The organism is Oleiphilus messinensis (assembly GCF_002162375.1).
Classification (GTDB): domain Bacteria; phylum Pseudomonadota; class Gammaproteobacteria; order Pseudomonadales; family Oleiphilaceae; genus Oleiphilus; species Oleiphilus messinensis.
The window spans coordinates 3,173,943-3,196,943 of sequence record NZ_CP021425.1 but is presented as its reverse complement, the minus strand read 5'-3'; the positions used below and the strand labels follow the sequence as shown (position 1 = coordinate 3,196,943).

15 protein-coding genes are annotated in these 23,001 nt (G+C 46.1%); 9 read left to right on the top strand and 6 right to left on the bottom strand.

Annotated elements, in window-relative coordinates; all coding sequences use genetic code 11:
- The first annotated feature begins 20 nt into the window (after positions 1-20).
- From OLMES_RS13860 to modC, 8 genes are all read left to right on the top strand, one after another.
- The gene (locus tag OLMES_RS13860) at positions 21-3,179 is read left to right on the top strand and encodes an efflux RND transporter permease subunit (RefSeq protein ID WP_087461811.1); all 3,159 of its coding nucleotides are present in this window, start codon (positions 21-23) and stop codon (positions 3,177-3,179) included.
- Positions 3,180-3,453: 274 nt separating this feature from the next.
- A complete protein-coding gene (locus OLMES_RS13855; protein ID WP_198342978.1) occupies positions 3,454-4,755 on the top strand; it encodes a type III PLP-dependent enzyme in 1,302 nt (433 codons plus the stop codon).
- 269 nt (positions 4,756-5,024) lie between these two features.
- The gene (locus OLMES_RS13850; protein WP_087461810.1) at positions 5,025-7,031 is read left to right on the top strand and encodes an EAL domain-containing protein; all 2,007 of its coding nucleotides are present in this window, start codon (positions 5,025-5,027) and stop codon (positions 7,029-7,031) included.
- Positions 7,000-9,579: a chemotaxis protein CheB gene (locus OLMES_RS13845; protein ID WP_087461809.1), complete on the top strand. Its 2,580-nt coding sequence runs from the start codon at positions 7,000-7,002 to the stop codon at positions 9,577-9,579. Before OLMES_RS13850 ends, OLMES_RS13845 begins: the two co-directional genes overlap by 32 nt.
- Entirely contained in the window at positions 9,572-10,654 is a 1,083-nt protein-coding gene (locus OLMES_RS13840; RefSeq protein ID WP_087461808.1) for a PAS domain-containing protein, read from the top strand. Before OLMES_RS13845 ends, OLMES_RS13840 begins: the two co-directional genes overlap by 8 nt.
- 28 nt (positions 10,655-10,682) lie before the next feature.
- The gene (gene modA / locus OLMES_RS13835; RefSeq protein WP_232465337.1) at positions 10,683-11,441 is read left to right on the top strand and encodes a molybdate ABC transporter substrate-binding protein; all 759 of its coding nucleotides are present in this window, start codon (positions 10,683-10,685) and stop codon (positions 11,439-11,441) included.
- Between the two features lie 18 nt (positions 11,442-11,459).
- A complete protein-coding gene (gene modB / locus OLMES_RS13830; protein ID WP_087461807.1) occupies positions 11,460-12,143 on the top strand; it encodes a molybdate ABC transporter permease subunit in 684 nt (227 codons plus the stop codon).
- A 32-nt stretch (positions 12,144-12,175) separates the two neighbouring features.
- Complete coding sequence (gene modC / locus OLMES_RS13825) at positions 12,176-13,297, top strand: molybdenum ABC transporter ATP-binding protein (RefSeq protein ID WP_198343334.1); 1,122 nt, start codon at positions 12,176-12,178, stop codon at positions 13,295-13,297.
- Between the two features lie 46 nt (positions 13,298-13,343).
- On the opposite strand, the gene OLMES_RS28600 is transcribed toward modC, so the two are convergent.
- Both OLMES_RS28600 and OLMES_RS13815 read right to left on the bottom strand, forming a co-directional pair.
- A complete protein-coding gene (locus OLMES_RS28600) occupies positions 13,344-15,740 on the bottom strand; it encodes a methyl-accepting chemotaxis protein (RefSeq protein ID WP_087461805.1) in 2,397 nt (798 codons plus the stop codon).
- 68 nt (positions 15,741-15,808) lie between these two features.
- Complete coding sequence (locus tag OLMES_RS13815; RefSeq protein ID WP_087461804.1) at positions 15,809-16,849, bottom strand: site-specific integrase; 1,041 nt, start codon at positions 16,847-16,849, stop codon at positions 15,809-15,811.
- A 101-nt stretch (positions 16,850-16,950) separates the two neighbouring features.
- On the opposite strand from OLMES_RS13815, the gene nadE reads away from it, so the two are divergent.
- On the top strand, positions 16,951-18,921 hold the full coding sequence (nadE, locus tag OLMES_RS13810; RefSeq protein WP_087461803.1) for an NAD(+) synthase: 1,971 nt from the start codon (positions 16,951-16,953) through the stop codon (positions 18,919-18,921).
- Between the two features lie 30 nt (positions 18,922-18,951).
- Here the strand turns inward: nadE and OLMES_RS13805 are convergent, their stop codons facing one another.
- From OLMES_RS13805 to OLMES_RS13790, 4 genes are all read right to left on the bottom strand, one after another.
- Positions 18,952-19,287: a hypothetical protein gene (locus OLMES_RS13805; RefSeq protein WP_087461802.1), complete on the bottom strand. Its 336-nt coding sequence runs from the start codon at positions 19,285-19,287 to the stop codon at positions 18,952-18,954.
- A gap of 9 nt (positions 19,288-19,296) precedes the next feature.
- Positions 19,297-20,034 (bottom strand): transglycosylase SLT domain-containing protein, encoded by a 738-nt coding sequence (locus OLMES_RS13800; protein WP_198343333.1) that lies wholly within the window; start codon positions 20,032-20,034, stop codon positions 19,297-19,299.
- A 67-nt stretch (positions 20,035-20,101) separates the two neighbouring features.
- Entirely contained in the window at positions 20,102-21,691 is a 1,590-nt protein-coding gene (locus OLMES_RS13795) for a response regulator (RefSeq protein ID WP_087461801.1), read from the bottom strand.
- A gap of 251 nt (positions 21,692-21,942) precedes the next feature.
- Positions 21,943-22,800, bottom strand: a complete 858-nt coding sequence (locus OLMES_RS13790) for an ABC transporter permease (protein WP_087461800.1) — start codon at positions 22,798-22,800, stop codon at positions 21,943-21,945.
- Positions 22,801-23,001 lie beyond the last annotated feature (201 nt).

Genomic DNA, 23,001 nt, shown 5'->3' with positions numbered 1-23,001 from the left:
AGTGAATCGGCATAAAGTTTATGAAAAATATTACCGATATATTCGTTAAAAAGCCCGTGCTCGCAATCGTTGTTAACATCCTGATCGTGATTGCGGGTATACAAGCCTGGCAGTCTCTGAGTGTCAGGCAATACCCACAGAGTGAAAATGCATCGGTTATTGTTGCGACACAATACGTTGGTGCCAGTGCTGAAGTGGTTAAAGGATTCGTTACAACTGCAATTGAAGGTGCTATCGCGTCGGCTGACGGTATTGACTATGTGGAGTCCAAAAGCCTTTCCAATCTCTCTTTGGTTACCGCGCGATTAAAGCTGAACTACGACTCTACAAAAGCGTTGGCGGACATTACTTCCAAAGTCAATCAGGTACGCAATGAATTGCCTGCTGAGGCGCAAATACCATCCATCAGTCTGCAGTCTGCAGATTCTGAATTTGCAGCAGCTTATCTGAGCTTTTATTCGGAGATCATGTCACAAAGTGAAATAACAGACTATTTGGTTCGGGTGGTACAGCCCCGTCTGGCTTCACTTGCCGGAGTTCAACGCGCAGAAATCTATGGTGCCCGTACGTTTGCAATGCGGGTCTGGTTGAAACCTGCTCGTATGGCCGCCATGAGCGTGAGTCCTTCTCAAGTCAGAGGTGCTTTGGCTGCAAATAACTACCTCTCTGCAGTGGGCAGCACCAAAGGAGCGTACGACCAGGTTTACCTTACCGCCAATACGGATCTCCATACTGTTGAGGAATTCGAAAATCTGGTTATATCCGAAAACAACGATGTTATCGTACGTTTGAAAGACGTAGCGGACGTTGAATTAGGGGCTGAGGATTATGATACGAATGTGAGTTTTAACGGTCAAACTGCAGTCTTCATGGGAATATTCCCCCTGTCAAACGCGAACACAATAGAAGTTGTTCAACGGGTGAAAGAGGATCTGGAGGGCATTAAAGCGAGTTTGCCACCCGGCTTACAAGCCAACCTTGGTTACGATGCATCAGAATACATCAGTAACGCGATTCACGAAGTTGTTGTAACTCTCATAGATACTTTATTGATCGTTATCATCGTTATTTTCCTGTTTTTAGGTTCAATTCGTTCCGTTATTGTGCCGGTTGTTGCGATTCCAGTCTCGTTAATCGGTGCGATTTTCTTAATGCAGACGTTTGGCTTTACTCTAAACTTACTCACCTTGTTAGCGATAGTTTTATCAGTCGGGCTGGTTGTTGATGATGCAATCGTTGTAGTTGAAAATGTTGAGCGTCACTTACGAGAAGGGCGTACCCCATTTGAGGCAGCTAAAATTGGCGCACGGGAGCTGATTGGCCCCGTTATCGCAATGACCATCACATTGGCTGCGGTCTACACTCCCATTGGCCTACAGGGTGGGTTAACCGGTTCGCTATTCCGTGAATTTGCACTGACATTGGCAGGAGCGGTAACAATTTCCGGTATTGTCGCACTCACGCTGTCCCCCATGATGAGTGCCAAGCTCTTGCCGAGCGCGGATAAAGAAGAAAAAGGCTTTACCGGCTGGGTTAACCACCGCTTTGATCATCTGCGTGATGTCTATGGCAGAATTCTTGCGCAAACGTTGAAAGTCAGGCCCGCAGTCTATGGGGCATGGGCTCTGCTTAGTTTAATGATTGTGCCTATGTACATGTTCTCACCAAAGGAGCTGGCACCGCTGGAAGATCAGGGTTTTATGTTCGGTATTATCAATAATGCTGCCAATGCATCTGCTGATCAGAAACAACACTTCGGTAAGGCTGCTGAACAGGTTTTTCTCAATGCGCCAGAGCGGGAACTTACGTTTCAGATTCTGATGGCCCCTTCAGATCCTTTTGCAGCCGCGTTGGGTGTGGGCGGTTTTAGCGGGATGGTGGTTAAACCCTGGGATCAGCGTGATCGTTCCATCTCACAAATTGTTCCGGATATGCAGGCACAGCTGTCGGCAATTCCTGGCATACAAGTATTCGCGGCACAACCACCGGCTTTACCGGGCGGTAGTAATTTCCCGATTGAGTTTTTAATCACCTCAACAGCAGAGCCGGAGGAAATGCTTGAATATGCCCAGAAGTTGCAAATGAAAGCCATGGAAAGTGGATTATTCTATTTTCCCCCTGAAATTGATTTGAAATACGATCAACCACAGTCTGAAATTGTGATCAACCACGAGAAAGTCGCTGCCCTTGGCTTAAACAACGCTCAAGTTGGCGCGGATTTGAGTACTGCTCTAGGTGGAAATTATGTTAACCGTTTCAACATCAATGGCCGGGCATATAAAGTTATTCCGCAAGTGATGCGAGCTGAGCGTTTAACCCCGGAACAACTCAAGAGCATTTACATTACCGGACCGAACAATCAGTTGATGCCGTTGAGTGCGATTGCACAAATTGAGGATAGTACGGTTCCGAGATCATTAAATCGATTCCAACAGCTCAATGCTATCAAATTGTCAGGTATGACCGCTCAACTTGATGAAGGGTTAAAGGTGTTGGAAACTGCATCTGCGGAAATATTACCTGCAGGTTATACCACCAATTACACGGGAGAGTCGCGGCAGTTAAGAACCGAAGGGGGAAAATTCCTTCCCGCATTATTGATGGCAATATTAATGATCTTTCTGGTACTCGCCATTCAGTTTAACTCTTTCCGTGATCCGTTGGTGATATTGTTGGGATCTGTCCCTTTGGCAATGTTCGGTGCGTTGATTTTTACAACCCTGAAAATGCCCAACCCAGATATGCCTTACTGGACTAATGGTTGGACAACGACCTTGAATATCTACGCACAAGTTGGTTTGGTTACGTTAGTCGGCTTAATTGCGAAGAACGGCATTTTAATTGTCGAGTTTGCCAATAAATTGCAAGAAGAAGGCGTTCAAAAACTCGAAGCGATTCAATCTGCAGCCATGACTCGGCTCCGTCCTGTGTTAATGACATCTGTCGCGACAGTAGCAGGTCACTTCCCATTAACGTTAGTCGACGGGCCCGGAGCCGCAGCACGTAATTCCATCGGGGTTGTTTTAGTCGGCGGCATGGCAATCGGAACGATATTTACACTTTTTGTTGTTCCGTCGTTGTATATGCTGATCGCAAAAAGTCATCCCAAAGAGAATTTAGAGGGCGCTTCCGATTTACCTTCTACGGTAGAGTCGCCAATTACTTCGACTTCGTCATAATACGCCCTTCAGGAAACACCATTTCCAGGGATTAAACCTGGGTATACAACAGGTTACAAATATCTGTTGTATACCCAAAAAATTAACTTGCAATCACTCAAAAAAAACTTATTATTGCGCCACTTTCTTGAAGATAGCCAACCCAAGTACATCGCAGGCAAGCTGCGCCAAGGCAACAGAGTAACTATCCATACAGAGTAACTTTATCCGAACCTGGTCGTCGATCCATCGCGACTCAGATGTTTGTTACTTTTTTTATTGGAGGGGCGTGCTCGTGTCTATTTCCTTTATTGATTCTCAAATTGATCGTTCTGATTCTGTATCTGACAATTCAGTAGCTCTGGGTACTGAGTCTGTTGCTTCCATCCATTCAGCTCATTCGATCAGTGAAAATGCAATAATCGTAGACTTACACACTCGAAAACAAACCGAGCTTCAGCTAATTGAATCTATGGTAGCTGAGCACGGTGCACCATTGCTGTTATTGAATTGCGATACTGTTCGTCATCAATATCGCTCGTTACAAAATGCGTTACCTGGCGTAACTCTGCATTTCGCACTGAAACCATTGCCTCATCCGGCTGTGGTCGCAACATTGCTGCAAGAAGGAGCCAGTTTTGACTTGGCAACCAGCGGTGAAGTTGATCTGGTGCGAGAAGTTGGTGTGCCAGCTGAAAAAACAATTCACACTCATCCAATTAAGCGTGATCGTGATATCAAGGATGCCCTGGATTATGGTTGCTGTGTTTTTGTGGTGGATAGTGAAAATGAGCTGGAAAAGTTCATACCGTATCGTGACGAAGCCGAAGTATTAATTCGTTTGAGTTTCCGCAATGCTGCGGCATTCGCGGATCTCTCGAAAAAATTCGGATGTAGCCCGGAAGCAGCGCTTGACCTGATTAAAAAAGCAAAAGAGTGGGGCATTCACGTTAAAGGTCTATCGTTCCATGTCGGTTCGCAAACAATGGATGCCGGTAAATACGTGGAAGCGATTACACGAAGCGGTGCATTAATTCGGCAGGTTTCAGAATCAGGTTTGCCGGCTTTAAGTACTTTGGATATTGGCGGCGGATTTCCTGTTGATTACCAGGAAAATGGTCACTGTATTGATGAATTTTGTGCGCCCATTCGTGAAGCTTTAGGCGAATTACCCGACACCGTAAAAGTGATTGCGGAGCCGGGCCGCTTCATTGTTGCACCAGCGATGATCAGTGTATCGTCTGTGATGGGCCAGTCTGTCCGCGATGGAAAGACCTGGTACTACCTTGATGATGGTGTATATGGTTCATATAGCGGTGTAATCTTTGATCATGGGGCTTACCCAATTGATGCCTTACACTGGGAAGGTGAGCGTTTTCCGTCTGTACTGGCAGGACCAACCTGCGATAGTATCGATGTCATCGCTGAAGATATTCAGTTGCCGGCACTCAAGAATGGCGATTTGATTATTGCGCGAATGATGGGAGCCTATTCATCAGCAACGGCGACAGAGTTTAATTTCTTCCGAAAAGCGAAGATTGTTGTATTCAACGATCCACGAGAATCTGAAGAACTGTTTGCCTTGCAGATTGGTTAATAAAATAACCTGGCTCAAGCTACTTGAGTGAATAAATCGAAAAGGGGGTCTAAATGGCTCCCTTTTTTTATCTATAAATCAATAAATTCAGATAGTAGAAGTAAGTCTCGAAAGTCAAAATCAGATTGTGTTTAATACCAGGCAATGAGTGACTTTACGTATCGATAGCCTAAACTTAGCAAAACAGTCAGGTTTGTTGATCTGAACGTTCCGAGTGCGATCAAACCATGCTCATGTTGTTGAACGTTTTCTAAAAGAGTTACCCGGATATGGATATTGAATTATTCCATCAAATTATTAATTTTTTCGTTGAGCCCGCAGGTGGGAGTACACTGCGTTATGATCGTGATGGACTCGCAATCATTACCGATGATGACAACTCGAGTTTGTGGCCAGAGAACATCCATAACTTTCTGGAAAACGCCAAGGAAGGTATGTTTGGGCCCCATTTTTCCTACCCGATTTATCTGGTTCAGGACTCTCATCATTTAAACCATTACATTTTCAAGTTAAACAGCGGTTGGTTAGCGGTGAGCTTGCCGCTGTATTTCGATTTGGGGAGTGTCGTTAACGGTCTCCCTGTCGGAGTTATGAAGACTGATTCTTCATTTAATCTAATCTACTTCAACGATCAAACCTGTCATTTGCTCGGCCTGGGCCCGGATGAGCTTCCGGGCAGGGGCTGGATGTCCGTTTTTGAAGAAGATATTGATTCCACTTTTCAGGAGTTTTATCTGCAAATTGCGAAAGGCGAATCTCATGCCCTAAGCAAAAAAGTATCGATTATTTCGCCACTGGGTAAACGGCGCACTCTCTCGGTTGATGTCATCCCGCAATTTGAAGCATCGCTTAAAATACAATCGTTTATTCATGTTTTAACAGACGTCACACGAGAGCACGAAACAACTCGAGAGTTGAAATATCTGGTCAGCCATGATGGATTGACACGATTATCAAACCGGGAATTTCTATTGGAAAAGATCCAGTCAGCCCACGATTCGAATGGTCTGGAGAACTCGCTACTCGCATTTATCGATCTCAACGAATTCAAACCCATAAATGACCGATTCGGTCATCGAGTCGGCGATGAGGTATTGAAAATTGTGGGCGAACGACTCCTGCATGTGACTCGATCGTGCGATACGGTTGCTCGCCTGGGTGGTGATGAGTTCGTCATATTTGCTTCAAATATCCAGTCTCAACATGATGTCTTTGCTTTCTCAGAAAAAGTGTTAAAGAAACTCAATGAAAATGTAAGTGTAAGTGGCGTTCACCACGGGATTAGCGCCAGTATTGGTATCGTTACCGCAAAAGCCTTGGCAAATCTGAATCTTAAAAACGCAGTGGAAGTGTCCAGTGAATGGCTGCGCATGGCGGATATGGCGATGTATAAAGCCAAACAGTCTGATCGGAAAGTGGCTTTTTATGATGATCGTTTTCGTAAAACGCAAATCAAGATACAAAACAAGAATCAGGAATTGCGGCATATTCTTGATACACAATGTATCGAGATCTACTTCCAACCAATCTATGAGGGTGGAAGACCCTCTTCAGTTGAGGCTTTATCAAGGTTTCCTGAGTGCAAATATCACAATGGTGTCGAGGATATCATTGAAACTGCACAGCATTCCCATTGTTCCAACGAATTGTTCAAGCAGATGTTAACCCGTGGCCTTTCTGCCTATGCCGGTTTACTGAAGCGTTTCAGAAATGATAACCTGCACGACTACTGTGGCCTGAGTTTACATTTGAATATCGATGCAATGCAGTTTTCACAATTTGATTTTGTGTCAAAACTGTGCGCAGAAGTTAACGAATTTGAATTGCTACCAAGGCAAATTTATCTCGAAATAACAGAGCAAGCACTCCTGGGCAGTGACAGACTGGTTGAACAGAATATTGTTGACCTGAAACAAAAAGGGTTCAAAATTTCAATGGATGATTTTGGCACGGGTTACAGCTCTTTTCAGCGTTTGATGAACTACCCGTTTGACGAATTAAAAATCGATCGTTACTTCATCATGCGGCTCCATCAATCTAAAAAGTTTAAATCTGCAATAAAAGCAATTACGTTACTGGGTCAATCCCTCGACTTGAATATACTTGCTGAAGGCGTAGAGACTGAAGAGCAATTGCGCTATGTTGAGTCGCTCAACATTAAATCCATACAAGGTTACTACTACGCAAAACCAATGGACATGAATAGTTTGGTTCAGTTTTTTGCGACGCTTCAGGAAGAAAAATATGAATCAAAATCCTTCACAACCCTTAACTAATTCATCATTGGGTAAACAATCCGAAACGAAACGTCAAAAGGACAACAGTCCGAGCCATATTGTTGCAATAGGTGCCTCTGCTGGTGGCTTGGAAGCTCTGCAAGCCTTGTTTGACAGCATGCCATTTGATCTCGGGTTAGCCTATATCGTCGTCCAACATTTATCACCTGATTATATTAGTCTGATGGACGAACTCCTGACCAAACACACTCGTATGGCGATTCACCTCGCCGAAGAAGGCGTGGCGTTGGAGCGCGATACGATTTATTTAATTCCCGCCGGGAAACTCATGCGGATTGCCGAGGGGCAGATCTATCTTTCAGACTTACCACCTGATAATCGTATCAACATGCCAATCAATGAGCTGTTCCGGTCTGTAGCGGAAGATGCTCAAAACCGATCCATCGGTATTATCCTGTCGGGTACCGGATCTGATGGAAGTCGGGGGCTGGTCCAGATGAAGGAAATGGGGGCGATGATCATCACACAATCGCCGGAAGAAGCGCAGTTTGACGGCATGCCTTTGAGTGCCATCGATACGGGCTGTGTTGATTTTGTGCTTCCGGTTAACCAGATACCAACCCACGTTCAAAAATATATTTCCCACCCACTCCGTAGGCATCGTTCTAACCAGTTTTTACACCATTTTTCAGAGAACCTGGAGCTCTTGGAGAGTGTCTTAAATTTGATACGGGAAAAAACAGAGCTCGACTTCAAGGCCTATAAAGAATCGACTGTATCCCGAAGAATTGTCCACCGAATGAGTATTAACGGTAAGCCCAGTCTCAAGGACTATCACCAGTTTTTACTGGATAATCCAGAAGAAATCGAACAGGTAAAACGAGACTTGCTCATTGGGGTCACTCAATTTTTTCGGGATCATGAGGTTTGGGATGTATTAAGAGCAGATGTGATTATTCCATTGGTTAAATCCTCTACGCCCGGAGACCCGATCAGAATATGGTGTGTGGGGTGCTCAACCGGTGAAGAGGCCTACACCATGGCCTTATTATTTGCAGAATGTTGTGAATCCCTGGGGGTAACACGACACATCAAGATTTTCGCCAGCGATATTGATCAGGCTGCGGTAGCTTTTGGTGCTACTGGTATTTATCCGACCACGATTGCAACTGAAGTTCCAGTAAACCTGTTAAGCAAGTATTTTATCCAGCAACCCGATGGCCACTATCAAGTCACGAAAGAGTTGCGGTCTATGGTTGTATTTGCAACTCACAACATTATTCAAGATCCTCCATTCTCAAATATGCATCTTGTCAGTTGCCGAAACACCCTGATTTATTTGCAAGCGCAGGCACAACAGAAAGCCCTTGCTTTTTTCCACTTTTCGCTTCGGCTCGACGGTGCGTTATTACTCGGGAGTGCCGAGTCTCCAGGAAACTTCAATAACTATTTCGATATTATTGACTCCAAACTGAGAATATACCGGAAAACAAAAGATCTCAGAATTCCTGTCACATCCATTCACACGGGGGGCGTTCGTCAGCACCGCTACCAACCCCGAGCAATTCCGCGATACATTGAAGAGTCTGCGAAGATCGACGCACGGCGCCGTATGCCCAATACGCCGATTGGTCAAAAAGTGATTTTTGACCACTTTGTACCGCCCACTATGGTGGTAAACCATAAGTTACAACTGATTTATTCCTACGGAGATTGCTCCATATTTACCGCCAAACTCAAACCGGGGTTGGTTACCAATGATGTAGCAGATGTGCTGATACCCGACATAGCCAGCCAGGCCCTTTCCGCGGCGCATCAGGTCATTCTCGAAAAGCGAAGTATTTTATTGAAGAATGTTTATCGGTGTCAGTTGGAGGGCGAAAATACTGCGACTTTATGGTCTTTAAAATGCTTCCCTATCCAGGAAAAGGATAGTGTGCAAACCTACACCGCGATCAGCTTTCTACAGGAAAGCAAAACCAATACGGCTGATATTGAATATGATATTGATCAGCAAGCACAGCAGCGAATATCGGAATTGGACAAAGCCTTAGTTGAATGCCAAAGAATGTATCGGGAAGTCATGGAGGAACTGGACTCGACCAGCGAAGAACTTCAGTCGAGCAACGAAGAGTTGATGGCTGCTAATGAAGAATTACAGTCAACAAATGAGGAGCTCCAATCTGTTAACGAAGAGTTATACACTGTCAATAGTGAACATCAGCAAAAAATTGCCGAGCTCACCGAAGCGAACAATGATTTTGAAAACCTGCTGAAAACCACACGTATTGCGGTGCTGTTCCTCGATTCGAATTTAAATATTCGCCGATATACCCATGCTTTGAGGCAGTATGTCAATATCATGGACTTTGATATCAATCGCTCGTTTAAAGATTTATCACTTAAATACGATTTTGACGGATTGCACGAGAAGATCGAGAAAGCCAACACCGAAGCCGGGTCTTACTCTCAGCTTTACGTGCTAAATGATAATACTGAAGTTGAAGTTTCAGTCACGCCTTACACGATTGGCCAGAAACATCGTGGAGTCGTTGTGTCCATGCGGGATCTCAGCCAAGATGAATAAAGACAACCTGATCGTCGATCATTCCCACATTTCTGATACCAGCACGGCGGCAGATGATGCGTTTTCCAATCAAAATCATTATTTGCGCAAAGAACTGTACCAATTGCTGCAACAGGATGACCTTGTATTCGAATTTCTGCAGGAAGGTGCGCTGGATGGCATCTGGTATTGGGATTTGGAGAATCCAGATAACGAATGGATGAGTGATAAATTCTGGACGTTACTTGGATATGAACCGGATGATAAAAAGCACTTGGCGGCAGAGTGGCAAGACATTATTTTTGAAGCCGATTTAAAGACTGCTGTTCGTAATTTGCAAAAGCATCTTGAAGACCCTAATCACCCTTACGACCAAATTGTACGGTACAAACACAAGCAGGGTCATACCATCTGGGTGAGGTGTCGCGGCGTTGCGATTTATGATGTTGACGGGAAACCAATCCGGTTACTGGGTGCACATAATGATTTTACGCCGATAATGAAGCACCATCAGGCATTGGTTCAAGAGCGCATCGACAATGCGGATCTCACTCGACGGGTTGATATATTGTCTCAGCAAATAGCTGCACTGAAAGCAGAAAACGAATCATTAAAAGTTCGAATCCAACGTGACTTGATGTACTCTGACGAAACCGGATTACTGAATATCGAGCATTTTCGGGCTCTTGCAGACAAGCGCGTTCTCACCGCACAACGCCTGAACCTGTCGATAAATGTGATCGTAGTATCCATTGCTAACGCTGAGCATATTTGTCGGCACTTCGGTGATAATGAGTTAAATATTAAAATGGGCACGATTAATCGGCTTTTAATTGAACAACTTGCGGATATGTTAATGGTGCGTATCAGTGATATGGTGGTTCTATTCAGTATCGGTTATCCTAAACTCGAACTTGAGTCACTGTGCTCGGAAGTCCAGAAAATTATACACGACCATAATTGGAGTATTGTCATTCCAGACATCACTATCGGATCTGCGAGCCTGGACAGCCAAGCGGTAATCTTTGATAACCAAAGACAAAATTACATGGACATTCTTATTCAGGAAGCCTCCAGTCACAAACACGATTCCTGATAAAACATAAACCCGGGAAATACCGATTATGGATAAATTCAGGCGTGAGAACATTTTTCCCGCGATCTATGCTTTCCTGTTTCTCATACCTGTTTCAGGCAATACAGAACAAACAACCATTGCAGTGGCTTCTAACTTTAACGGGGCGATGACGAAATTAGTCGAGCAGTTTGAACGGCAATCACCCCATCGTATACGTGTATCTTATGGCTCATCCGGAAAAATATATGCACAAATACAACATGGTGCACCTTTTGATGCTTTTTTTTCCGCCGACCAGGAAAAACCGATCAAACTTGAACAAAACCAACGTATTGTGCCGGACAGTCGATTTACTTATGCATCTGGTGCATTGGTGCTCTGGTCAACCCGGCTTGAATCCGTGAATCAGCAAAGCCTGTTAGACGGTAAATTTAAAAAAATTGCCTTAGCGAATCCAAAACTGGCCCCCTATGGGCTTGCCGCGACACAAGTTTTAGATCAACTAAAGCTACGAAAACAGACGCTACCCAAATGGGTTCAGGGTGAGAATATTGCGCAAACTTACCAGTATGTCTATTCCGGTAATGCTGAACTTGGTTTCGTGGCCTGGTCTCAGGTCATTGAGCAGAAGCACGCGGTATACTGGAAAATACCGGAAACCCTATACGACCCGATTCACCAGGATGCTGTTATTCTTATGCGGGCAGCTAAAAATCCGGCAGCAATCGATTTCATCAATTTCCTTAAAAGCGTTGAAGGACGCGCAATTATTGAATCTTTCGGCTATCGCTCCTCGATACAGTAGGAACGGATAAGGATTAGCATGCTCTCCGCTGCAGACCTCGATACAATCGGATTAACTCTAAGGCTGGCGTTTACCGTCACCCTGCTGTTGCTGATTATTGGAACCCCAATTGCGTGGTGGCTCGCACGCTCAAACTCGTGGTGGAAAGGACCTGTAAGTGCCATTGTGGCTTTACCGTTAGTTTTGCCACCCACGGTGATTGGTTTTTACCTGCTGATCGCGATGAGTCCCGACGGCGTTATCGGTCAGATTACATCTTTTATGGGATTGGGCACGCTACCGTTTACATTTTGGGGGCTTGTGACCGGGTCTATTTTCTATTCTTTGCCCTTTGTTGTACAGCCGATCCAGAATTCGATAGAAGCAATGGGGAATCGCCCACTAGAAGTCGCCGCGACATTGCGAGCTGGACCCTGGGATCGTTTTTTTACTGTTGTGGTGCCTATGGCCAAGTCCGGCTTTTTGACGGCTTCAATTCTGGGATTTGCCCACACTGTTGGCGAATTCGGCATGGTGTTGATGATCGGTGGTAACATTCCTGGTGAAACACGCCTGGTCTCGGTTCAAATTTATGATTATGTTGAAACGATTGATTACGAGAGTGCACACAAGCTTTCTGCCATCATGCTCTTGTTCTCTTTCACTGTATTACTCGTGTTGTATGGGTCTCAACGGAAACAACGACAGTTACTTAATCTATGACATTAAATCGTAGAGAAATAAAGAGCCAAACAATGCACTTCCGGTTCAGGCTCGAAAGATCACAAAACCAAAAACCAGTACCCGGTGATGACCGTGGATTTGCTCTCGATGCCGATATTACGGTACCGGGAAGGGGGGTAACTGTAATATTTGGTGCTTCCGGTTCTGGAAAAACAACACTGCTTCGTTGTGTTGCGGGTCTGGAGCAACCCAAGTTTGGCTACGTTCGAGTGCTCGAGCATATCTGGCAAGATGACAACGTCTCACTCCCCGCCCATAAACGGGCCATTGGCTATGTATTTCAGGAGTCCAGCTTATTTCCTTTTATGTCGGCTAAAGCCAATCTAAACTACGCCATAAAACGAGCAGATGCGCCTTTTAATCCAGAGCAGTACGAACACCTTATCGACGTTATGGGTATTCGTGGTGTACTCGATCGTCTACCAGCGCGATTATCTGGAGGAGAGCGGCAACGTGTAGCAATTTGCCGGGCTCTGTTACTGCAGCCAAAGTTGTTATTAATGGATGAACCATTAGCTTCCTTGGATACTGCTCGAAAACAGGACATATTGCCATATCTGGAACGCATTAAGTCGGAACTGAATATCCCTATTTTGTACGTTAGTCATGCCTTGGATGAGGTCGCCCGTCTGGCCGATCATGTGGTGTTTCTTGATAACGGTAGTGTGATTGCGCAAGGGGACGTTACGGATGTTTTCTCCCGTATCAAGTTACCCATGAATTTAGGGGAGGGGGCTGGCGTAATCTTGCAGGGGATTGTGATTGAGCACGCGCCAGAATGGGAATTGATGTGTGTTGCAATCGGATCGATTAAACTTTGGCTAAAAGACAGTGGAGACCCATTGCAAACCAAGGTCAGAGTCAGGGTTCTGGCACGGGATGTCAGTATCGCAATGGGTTGTGAAACAAAAAGTAGCATTCTGAACCGCATACCTGCGGAAGTTACAGATATTGCGGTAGACCACGATAGTTCAATGGTGTTGATCCAGCTTCGCCTGACAACCCGGGATGATCAGTCCTTTGATTCAACCTACGTCGTTTCACGGGTTACCCGTCGTTCCGCCCATCATCTCGATCTGAAGAAAGGTGACTGTGTCTGGGCACAGGTCAAGTCAGTCGCATTGGTTCATTAGGACTGAGACAAGAGTGCACAACGCCAATTTTGGCCCTGAATCACATTCACTGTTTCGCATTGAAATACTGAATCAGGGAACTTAATTTACGGGATTCATCGGCCATCATCTCGGTAGTTGCTGTTGCTTCTTCTACCATGGCGGCATTCTGCTGGGTCATTTCATCAATGCTGGTAACTGCAACGCTCACTTCCCGGATACCCGATGCCTGTTCCTGGCTGGCGTTGTTGATTTCGGACACCAGTTTTGTCACTTCCTTGATAGCATCTACGATGCCACTCAGGGTTTCACCTGAATCATTCACTAACTTGGTACCTTCTGCCACTTTTACCACACTGTCGTTGATCAATGTTTTGATCTCTTTAGCGGCGACGGCACTGCGTTGCGCCAGACTTCTGACTTCGCCGGCAACGACGGCAAACCCTCTGCCTTGCTCTCCTGCTCGTGCGGCTTCCACCGCAGCATTAAGCGCTAACAAGTTCGTTTGAAATGCGATTTCGTCGATCACACCGATGATCTCAGATATTTTTTTGCTGGATAGGCCAATATCTTTCATTGCCTGAACCGCAGTGGCCACCACGCTTCCACCTTGCTCGGCTTTTACCGCGGCAACACGGGATAACTCATTGGCGTTACCAGCGTTTTTAGCATTGCTGGTCACCATAGTGGACAAGTGCTGAATGCTCGAAGTTGTTTCTTCCAGGCTTGCCGCCTGGGCTTCAGTGCGCTGGCTTAAGTCTCCAGTAGCCTGCTTGATTTCCTGGGCACTGTTTTTAACAAGATTCGAACTGCTGTCGATGTTATGAACCAACTCGTTTAACCGCTGAAGTGTGGAGTTCATTGCGTGACGCAAGTCCTCAAACTCACCAACGAGAGGTGAATCGATACTTCGGGTTAAATCACCCTGGGATAACGCAATCAGTGTGTCACTAATTGACTTCACCGCTCTGATACGTTCCGTAATATCAGTAGCATATTTCACAACTTTGAAGGGTGCTCCATTCATATCGAGAATAGGGTTGTAGGACGCTTGAATCCAGACCTCTTTACCACCTTTGCCAACCCGCTTGTATTCTGCCGTTTCAAACTCACCTCGATTGAGCTTGGACCAAAACGCTCTGTATTCCTCACTCTGACGATATTCGTCAGTGACGAACAGACTGTGATGCTTGCCTTTGATTTCGTCGAGGGTGTAACCCATTGCAGACAGGAAGTTATCATTTGCGTTCTGGATTATGCCCTGCATGTTAAACTCGATTACGGCTTGGGATTTACTGATGGCTTTGATCTGGCCGCTGTAATCTGCGTATTTAAGTTTTTGACTGGTGACTTCTGTCGCGTACTTTACCACTTTGGTGGGTACGCCGTTAAAATCTAAAATCGGATTATAAGTGGCCTGAATCCATACTGCTTTGTTGTTTTTCCCTAGCCGTTTGAATTCACCATTAGCATACTCACCGCGATTCAATTTAGCCCAAAAGTCTTGATACGCCTGGCTCTGCTTTTCATGGATTTCTACAAACATCGAATGGTGATGGCCTTTTATCTCCTCTAGTGTGTACCCCATGGCATCGAGGAAATTTTCATTGGCCCAGATTATCGTGCCATCCATATTGAAATGAATCACAGCCTGAGATCGGCCTATGGCGTTGATCTGTCCTTCATACTCGGCATTCTGCAACTTTTCCTGAGTGATGTCAGTTGCGAATTTAACGACCTTGTAGGGTTTTCCGTTGAGATCAAGTATTGGATTGTAGGAGGCCTGTATCCATACATCCTGGCCGCCTTTTCCCTGGCGTTTGTACTCACCGGTTTCATAATTTCCGGCTCTCAGACTTTCCCAAAAAGAGCGGTATTCCGGTGAGTTTTGATGTCCGGATTCAACAAAAAGGCGATGATGCTGACCTTGGATCTCGCGGAGGGTATAACCCATTGCGTTTAAAAAATTGTCATTTGCAGTCAGGATAATGCCATCCATGTCGAACTCGATGACAGCCTGGGCCTTGCTGATCGCATCAATCTGCCCCTGAAAATTTGCATAGCGCAGTTTTTCTTCGGTTATATCGGTTGCGAACTTCACCACCTTGTAAGGTTTGCCAAAACGGTTCAAGAGTGGATTGTATGAGGCTCGAATCCAGACTTCTTTATTATGCTTCCCCAGTCGTTTAAACTCACCAGATTCAAACTCTCCCCGGTTCAGCTTCGCCCAGAATTCATGGTAGGCTGCACTAGTACTTTCTTCCGGTTCAACAAACATGCTGTGGTGTTGCCCCACAATTTCACTTAACGTGTACCCCATTGCCTGAAGGAAATTATCGTTGGCAGTGAGAATTTTGCCGGATAAATCAAATTCAATAACCGCCTGAACTTTATCGATTGCTCTGGCTTTGTCGCGGGCATCTCGAGTTTTTTGACTTTGTAGAAGGGAGCCTGTGAAGTCCATAAAGGGTTTACCTGTTTTTAGTCCTCAATCGCACTAAGTGTAGACCAATAAATCGTCAGCGTATGATGCTAGGGGGCAAGGTCTGCATTTAATTCATCCAGTCTGGTAATCAAGTCTGTTACAACATTGTTTTTGAATGCATGGCCTTCTTCAATATAGCCCCTGACCACATCATCTGTTTTCCATCCACCTTGTTTTTTGATCAGTTCAAAGTCGAGCTCTTCTCTTGCCGCAGCTGTCGAGAGTCCTCTGCGGAAGCTGTGACTGCTTAGGTTCGGGACGAAATCGAACTTTGCTTGGGCACCGAGTTCTTTAAGGAGAGTGTTAATTGCCCCTGCATGGAGGGCCTTGCCCTTGAGCTGGCTCCAACGATTGATTGCCCGAAAAATCGGGCCATGCTGAATACCGGATTCGTCAATCCAGTTTTTTAAGGCCGTCGCGGCGCAATAAGGGGAGTTGTGGTAAGGCAGGGCGCGCAGAATCCCTTCACCATATTGATCGGTTTTCGACTGGGTGATTCGGATGATTACGCCTTCCGGTTCCCAAAATAAATCCTCAAATTGTATCGCTACAATTTCACTGCGCCGAAATGCGCCGAAATACCCGGTGAGTAACAGCGCTTTGTCCCGTTTTTTCCGAAGATTGTTCTCTGAGACATCAAGTGTCGTGACCAGGATAGCAAGATGCTGAAGGCTCAGTGGTTTTGCTTTTTGTTTCGGCTTGCCATGGGTTCGCCGAATTCCAACGAGGGTTTTTCGCAACAAGGGATCACGGGTTGGGTCTTCAAATCCTTGATACTCGTGCCAGCGACTAATTGCGGTAATGTGAAGATCGAGTGTACGAGGGTTGAGTAGTGGCGCCTGCGCGACAATATAGCGCATTAAAGTATCCCGATTTGCAGGTAAGCGTCCGCCCGATTTTTCGAACTGGCGAATTGCAGAACGGTAGGTCCGGCGGGTATTTTCTGATGTCGCCGCTTGCAGATAATGCTCGATATCACTGAGGCCTGATGCAATTATTGCGGTGTCCTGAGTCGCTGTTAACGGTGTGTCATTAGCGTGCGTCCCTGCGTTCACCAAAGCAGGGGAGATGTTAATTTCCTTCACCATAGTCCCGATTATGCCTCATTCAGTGTAGATTTAATGCGCCATATTCCGGACAATATTACACAGTTTAACGTCAATATTCAGATTACTTTTAAAGGAACCTTATGCGAGTTGCACTGGCACAGATGCACATCATCCCCGGCGCTTTGGAACAAAATTTTTCGACTATGTTAGCCATGATCGTCGAGGCAAAAGCCCAATCGGCTGATCTTATAGCTTTTCCAGAGATGTGTCTTTCAGGCTACCTGCTATCCGATCAATGGCTGGATCGTAGTTTTTGTGCCGAACTGATGGCCTATAACGAAAAGGTGAGGTTAGCGAGCGACGGGATCGCAATAGCGTTTGGCAGTGCATTTGTCGATGATCACATCAATGAGCGACTGGAAGATAATCACCCGCATCCAAACAAAGACGGGCGTACGCGAATGTATAATGCGGTCATTATTGTCCAGAACGGTGAGTATGCGAAACGTGCTGCCAATACTGATTTATTACCAGAAGGGGTTCAACCCAAAACCTTGCTGCCTAATTATCGATTTTTCGACGATGAGCGCTATTTCTTCTCACTACAAAGTGTTTCTCAGGATCATGGCATCCCTTTGGAGAAACTGGCTCAACCCTATTTGATCGAGGTAAGTGGTGGGCGGACACCGGTTGGTTTCGAAGTGTGCGAGGATCTCTGGTGCCAGGATTACCGAAAAGACGGGAGAGCATTGAATATCACACGCTCTCTGGTTCACAATGGCGCGGATTTGATCGTCAATATTTCCTCTTCGCCCTGGACCTATCTCAAACATGATGCCCGAGATCGACGAATTCGTTTCCTCACTGAGGATATGCCCGAATCCTTCGTGCCGTTTTATTACGTAAACAGTGTTGGCCCTCAGAATAACGGTAAAAATATCGTCACGTTTGATGGGGGTACTACGGTTTATAATTCCAATGGCGAACCCGCATTGACGAGTGAGCGCTTTTTTGCGCCGGATTTGTTGATCGCCGATCATAGCAAAATTTCCACGCTTCAGGTCGAGCGCAAGGAGTTTGGTAAGATCGAACAAAAGTATCATGCCATTATCAGTGGTTTACGATACCTCAAGGATATGCTTGGCTGGTCCGAACATCCAGAATTTGTAGTTGGATTGAGTGGTGGCATCGATAGTGCTGTGGTCGTCACACTGCTGACGGCGGCACTGGGCAAAGATGCCGTGTGGGCCGTAAACATGCCTTCACAATATAACAGCAGCTCCACACGAAACGTGGCTAAACATATTGCAAATCAACTCGGCATTGAATACCTGGAATTCCCCATTGAAAGCCTGGTAAACGCGCACAAACCTGTTTTCGATAAGCTCGACACTCAGTTTGACTCTCCCGAATGGATGAAACAGTTATCCGATGAAAACATACAAGCCAAAATCCGCGGCACATCGATTCTCTCCAATATCGCCGGTCGTTACGGACGGATGTTCACAAATAATGGTAACAAGCTTGAAGTCGCGTTGGGTTATGCCACCCTGTACGGCGATGTGGGCGGGGTTATCGCTCCCATTGCGGATCTGACCAAAGCTGAAGTGTATGACCTGGCCCGCTATCTTAATCGGGATATATTCAAACAGGAGGTCATTCCGGAGTCTCTCTTCCCCAACGCATTATTCGAGTTCGCAGAGGATGCCATTGCCCCCAGTGCCGAGCTGAAACACGATCAAGTTGATCCCATCAAGTTCGGCTACCATTGCGCCATGATTGAAGCATTCACCAGCTTCAAAAAAATCAATGCAGTTCATATGCTCAATTGGTTTCTGGAAGGAACGCTGGAACAAAATCTCGGTATTTCTGCAGACCTTATCCGCCGTTGGGGGGTGGATGATGCCGAGGTATTTGTGAAGGATTTGAACTGGTTTACGGGTTGTATACGAAAAAGCGTCTTCAAGCGGATCCAGGCCCCTCCGATTATCGTCACCAGTACATCCGCATATGGTTATGACATCCGGGAAAGTCAGTTACCCGAGATATCATCGGGTGAGCACCAAGCCCTGGAGCAACAGGTTCTGGCGCGAAAAAACTATTGGCGATAATTGATTCTGCGAAATATCAATTCGAGGAACCTAGCGCGTGTGTTGTAAGCACCAGGTTCCGAATTGGTTCGGAATAAACCCAGGGCAGTTCACAGTGGATGCTGTCGGGATTTTCACATAAGGACGGTCAGGCAAAGCAAGGAAGTGGTAGTAATACTGATCATCCCGACCATAAGTCCACCATTCACCAGACCCCTGATTCATCTCGATGACCTGAAAGCTGAACAGGGATGACTCTTTCGGGATAATGTAGCCATTGCTGGTCATCACATGCCAGAGATTGGAACCAACAGGTAAATACGTGAAAACTGTCAGTAAAATCAGCGTGATAATTGCAATCGAAAGTGTTGGGATGAAGGATTTCATTAATTTGTATTATTGCTCGTAAAAATACAACGTACTGGCACCGGTGCTTGCGCCCTTTAACGTTTTCATGGCATCGTCCGCATACTTGTCCGCCATCGGCCCGCTGCCATTATAGGCTTTGATCACTTCGCGGAGCTGATCCATTGTCAGAGCGCCATTGTGACAAGGGGAGCCCGTGACCCTGTCAATCAATTGCCGTAAATGGGCAGAGCAATAATAGAGGTCCGCTTTCCAGTCATCCCCAGACACGCGGGTATCCTGGTCAATACCGAATGCGCGATAGCGCACTTCATTGGATAGCGGGTTTCGCCCATAGTTGTTTTCAGTATATTTGGAAGCATCCAGCAGGGCGCCACGGGACATGTTTGCAAAACCGGAAGAGCCCTTGGAGATTGCATCCGGGAAAATATCCCAAAGTCGTTTATCGACAATCGCACCAAAGGTGGTGATTGTGCGTTCGGCAAATTGTCCAGCCTTCTGAATTGCGGTTGCATTCGGGCCATTTTCCTGTTGCAGAATAATGGCTAACAGTACATGTGGAATGCCATGATACTCGGCGGCTTCACGAATCCAGCGTCGAATTTCGGTATCACTGATGTGCAGTTTAAACAACTCATCCTGCTCCGGCACATACCACATCACTTGAAGCGGCGAAGGAAAATCTCCGGTGTAACTGGGTATTTTGGACAAGCCTTCAATCGTCGTTTTTTCTTTCCCGGTGCATCGACATGCCTTAGGCTGTGACATAACGTTGAATCCCTATTCCTGCTTTAATCTATACCTTATAGCGTCAAAAAAGTGGTTAAACACTCATTCAATTCGATGTTTTTCTTTCCGGTAATGGCAACCAGTGGCGAATGCATTGGGCTATATCTTCTTTACGCACGGGCTTTTTCAGATAGTCGTTCATACCTGAGGCGAAACAGCGCTCACGATCACCTGACATGGCATTGGCGGTAACCGCGATAATCGGGACATTTTCACCTTTAGCGCTACACGCCCGGATATGTCGGGTCGCCTCAAATCCACTCATGACCGGCATTTGGCAATCCATCAAGATCAAGTCAACTGGATTGTTCTGGAAGAATTCAACGGCTGCTGCGCCATCCTGAACCGTTTCGACCGATACACCCAGTCGTTTGACCATGCCCTGCAACATCATCAGGTTTACCGGATTATCTTCAACGATCAATACCCTAGAGTCTTTTGTCAGAACCCGGGCCAGGTCCGGCGTTACCTCTGAGGAAGGGGAATCATTAAAATCCGACACCGAAACGCGGGACATTGGAATTGATACGGTAAAGCAACTGCCTTGATCTGGCGTGGAATCCACGGAGATCTTGCCATTCATCAGGTCTACAAGACGTTTGCATACTGCGAGACCGATCCCCATACCCTCGAATCTGCGGGAGAAAAAGGCGTCGGTTTGCGTGAAGGCTTCGAATATTTTCGGAAACTGTTCGGCAGATATGCCAATGCCACTGTCGGTTATCTTGAATTCAAGCACAACGTCCGGATCACTCCCGGTAGTAGTTTGCTCATCGACAAGCAGCTTTACCGTACCAGTTTGAGTGAACTTTACCGCATTATCCAGGAGGTTGTGCAATATAACGCTGATGCGTTGTGAATCCGCACGATAGACCCGATTAACTGGCAGGTTCGACGTTACCGATGCGGATAACTGCTTATGGGCGGCGCATTGCATAAGGCGGGACTCAACATCCGTAAGCAGCTGTTGCAATCGGAAAGGTCTCTTATCCAGCACAAGCTTGTCTGACTGTAACTCAAAGAAATACAGCATACTGTCGACCAGGTTCATCATATCCTGGGCGGAGCAGTGCGCCGATGCCAGATACTTTTTGGCATCCTCAGTCGTCACTTCATCATCCAGCAAGTGTAACGCCCCGAATACGCCATTCATCGGGGTTCTCAGTTCATGGCTGATAATGGACAGGCATTGGTCTTTCAGCTCGTTAGCCAGTTCACTGGCCTGCAGAGCTTTCTCCTGTCGTTGATTCTTTTCGACATGCTCTTTAAGGCGCAGGTGGGTGAGCACCCTGGCGTTAACAATGTCCGGATGAAATGGCTTTTGAATGTAATCACGGGCACCCAGACTGAAGCCCTTACATTCATCGGCGTAATTGTTCAATGCGGTGATAAAGATAACAGGAATATGCTGTGTAGCAGGACTCTGCTTCAAACGCTCAAGCACCTGAAAGCCATCAATATCCGGGAGTATGATATCCAGCAGAATCAAATCCGGCTGACAGTCACGGGCTTTCTCGAGGCATTGTTCACCATTTTTAGCGAGGACAATCTTCGCCTCGCCCTTAAGCAGGTCGTTCAGTACCTTTCGGCCAATTTTCTCATCGTCCACAATGAGAATGGTCTGTTCAAAATCCATCAAAGCACAGGGCTCCTAAAGGGATTGGAGAGCTGGGGCTTTTGTTCTTATTTTGCGTTCCGATGACATTACCACTTCAATTCTTCGAATACACTTTAAAAGTTCCAATAACGGCGTAATTCGTTAAGAATAATACGAGATTTTACAATGCTCCACGCAGATTGAAAAAAAGTTGCTCGCGAGATCTTCATCAGGACTGAATTAATAACGACCTGAGCGGTGGGCCCAGGATCGATAGGAATACCAGAACACTAACGACGCTTCGGATTCTGCACAAACAGTGATATCAAAGCCAATGCTGCAGATCCGACCATTAGCAATACGGAGACCGCATTGAGTACCGGGGTTGAGCCTTCTCTCAGGCGATCAAACATGGCGATGGTTAAAGGTGCATCGGAACCGACGAGCATGAGTGTAGTGTTAAAATTCTCGAATGACATGAGAAAGGCCACGATGCCTGCACCAATCAACGCGGGGCAGAGATAGGGGAGTGTGATGGTCCAGATTACGACGGGTAATGATGCCCCCAGATTCAAAGCCGCTTCTTCCAGTGAGCGGTCAAAACGACGCAAGCGGGCAGAGATAACGAGTGTGGCGATGGTGGTGATAAAGGCGAATTGGCCGAGTATCACCAGCGGTAGTCCGGGCCGCAGGAAGTCTAACTCTAAATCATAGTGGTCTTCAAAACCATTGGCGATGCTGCTGCTGAAAATCAAGATGGACACGCCTAATATCACACCAGGTATGACTAAGGGCGTTAACATCATCATGTACAGAAATCCCTTCCCGAAGAAATCGTTCCTTTCAAACAAAAAAGCATTACAGGTCGCCAGAGCAATACTCAATACCGTTACGCTGAGTGCAACCCAGAATGAGATGAAGATACTTTCCAATAATTCACGGTCATTAAAAATGCCAAGTTTAGGTTCCTCTGAACCCACAAACCAGGCCAATGTACCGCCGTTCCAAGGCATAGATGGAAACAACGAATCATTGAAAGCAAAGGTTGCAACAACAGCCAAGGGCAAGATCAAATAGAGAAAAAAGAAAGCGACATAAACCGCATAGGTTCGTTTAAAAAATTGACTGGTTGGTATCGAGCTGATCATGACATCACCCTCGAAAACGACTGCTTACTGAGTTTGAGACCGATCCAAACGATGACTGAGGTCAGGATTAGTAGCAGCATTCCGAATGCAGAACCTTGTTCCCAATTAAACCGCGTGATGAATTGCGTATAAATTTGTTCGGTGAACCATAGGCTGTCTTTGCCCCCCAAAAGGGTCGGTGTTAAGTAGAGGTCCGGCCGG

Bases quoted from the DNA above. Each gene is read 5' to 3' on its own strand.
- OLMES_RS13790 (WP_087461800.1), bottom strand. From the start codon at position 22,800: ATGATCAGCTCGATACCAACCAGTCAATTTTTTAAACGAACCTATGCG.
- OLMES_RS13815 (WP_087461804.1), bottom strand. From the start codon at position 16,849: ATGGTGAAGGAAATTAACATCTCCCCTGCTTTGGTGAACGCAGGGACG.
- OLMES_RS13850 (WP_087461810.1), top strand. From the start codon at position 5,025: ATGGATATTGAATTATTCCATCAAATTATTAATTTTTTCGTTGAGCCC.
- OLMES_RS13800 (WP_198343333.1), bottom strand. From the start codon at position 20,034: ATGTCACAGCCTAAGGCATGTCGATGCACCGGGAAAGAAAAAACGACG.
- OLMES_RS13805 (WP_087461802.1), bottom strand. From the start codon at position 19,287: ATGAAATCCTTCATCCCAACACTTTCGATTGCAATTATCACGCTGATT.
- modA (WP_232465337.1), top strand. From the start codon at position 10,683: ATGGATAAATTCAGGCGTGAGAACATTTTTCCCGCGATCTATGCTTTC.
- OLMES_RS13840 (WP_087461808.1), top strand. From the start codon at position 9,572: ATGAATAAAGACAACCTGATCGTCGATCATTCCCACATTTCTGATACC.
- OLMES_RS13860 (WP_087461811.1), top strand. From the start codon at position 21: ATGAAAAATATTACCGATATATTCGTTAAAAAGCCCGTGCTCGCAATC.
- nadE (WP_087461803.1), top strand. From the start codon at position 16,951: ATGCGAGTTGCACTGGCACAGATGCACATCATCCCCGGCGCTTTGGAA.
- OLMES_RS28600 (WP_087461805.1), bottom strand. From the start codon at position 15,740: ATGGACTTCACAGGCTCCCTTCTACAAAGTCAAAAAACTCGAGATGCC.
- OLMES_RS13795 (WP_087461801.1), bottom strand. From the start codon at position 21,691: ATGGATTTTGAACAGACCATTCTCATTGTGGACGATGAGAAAATTGGC.
- modB (WP_087461807.1), top strand. From the start codon at position 11,460: ATGCTCTCCGCTGCAGACCTCGATACAATCGGATTAACTCTAAGGCTG.
- modC (WP_198343334.1), top strand. From the start codon at position 12,176: ATGCACTTCCGGTTCAGGCTCGAAAGATCACAAAACCAAAAACCAGTA.
- OLMES_RS13845 (WP_087461809.1), top strand. From the start codon at position 7,000: ATGAATCAAAATCCTTCACAACCCTTAACTAATTCATCATTGGGTAAA.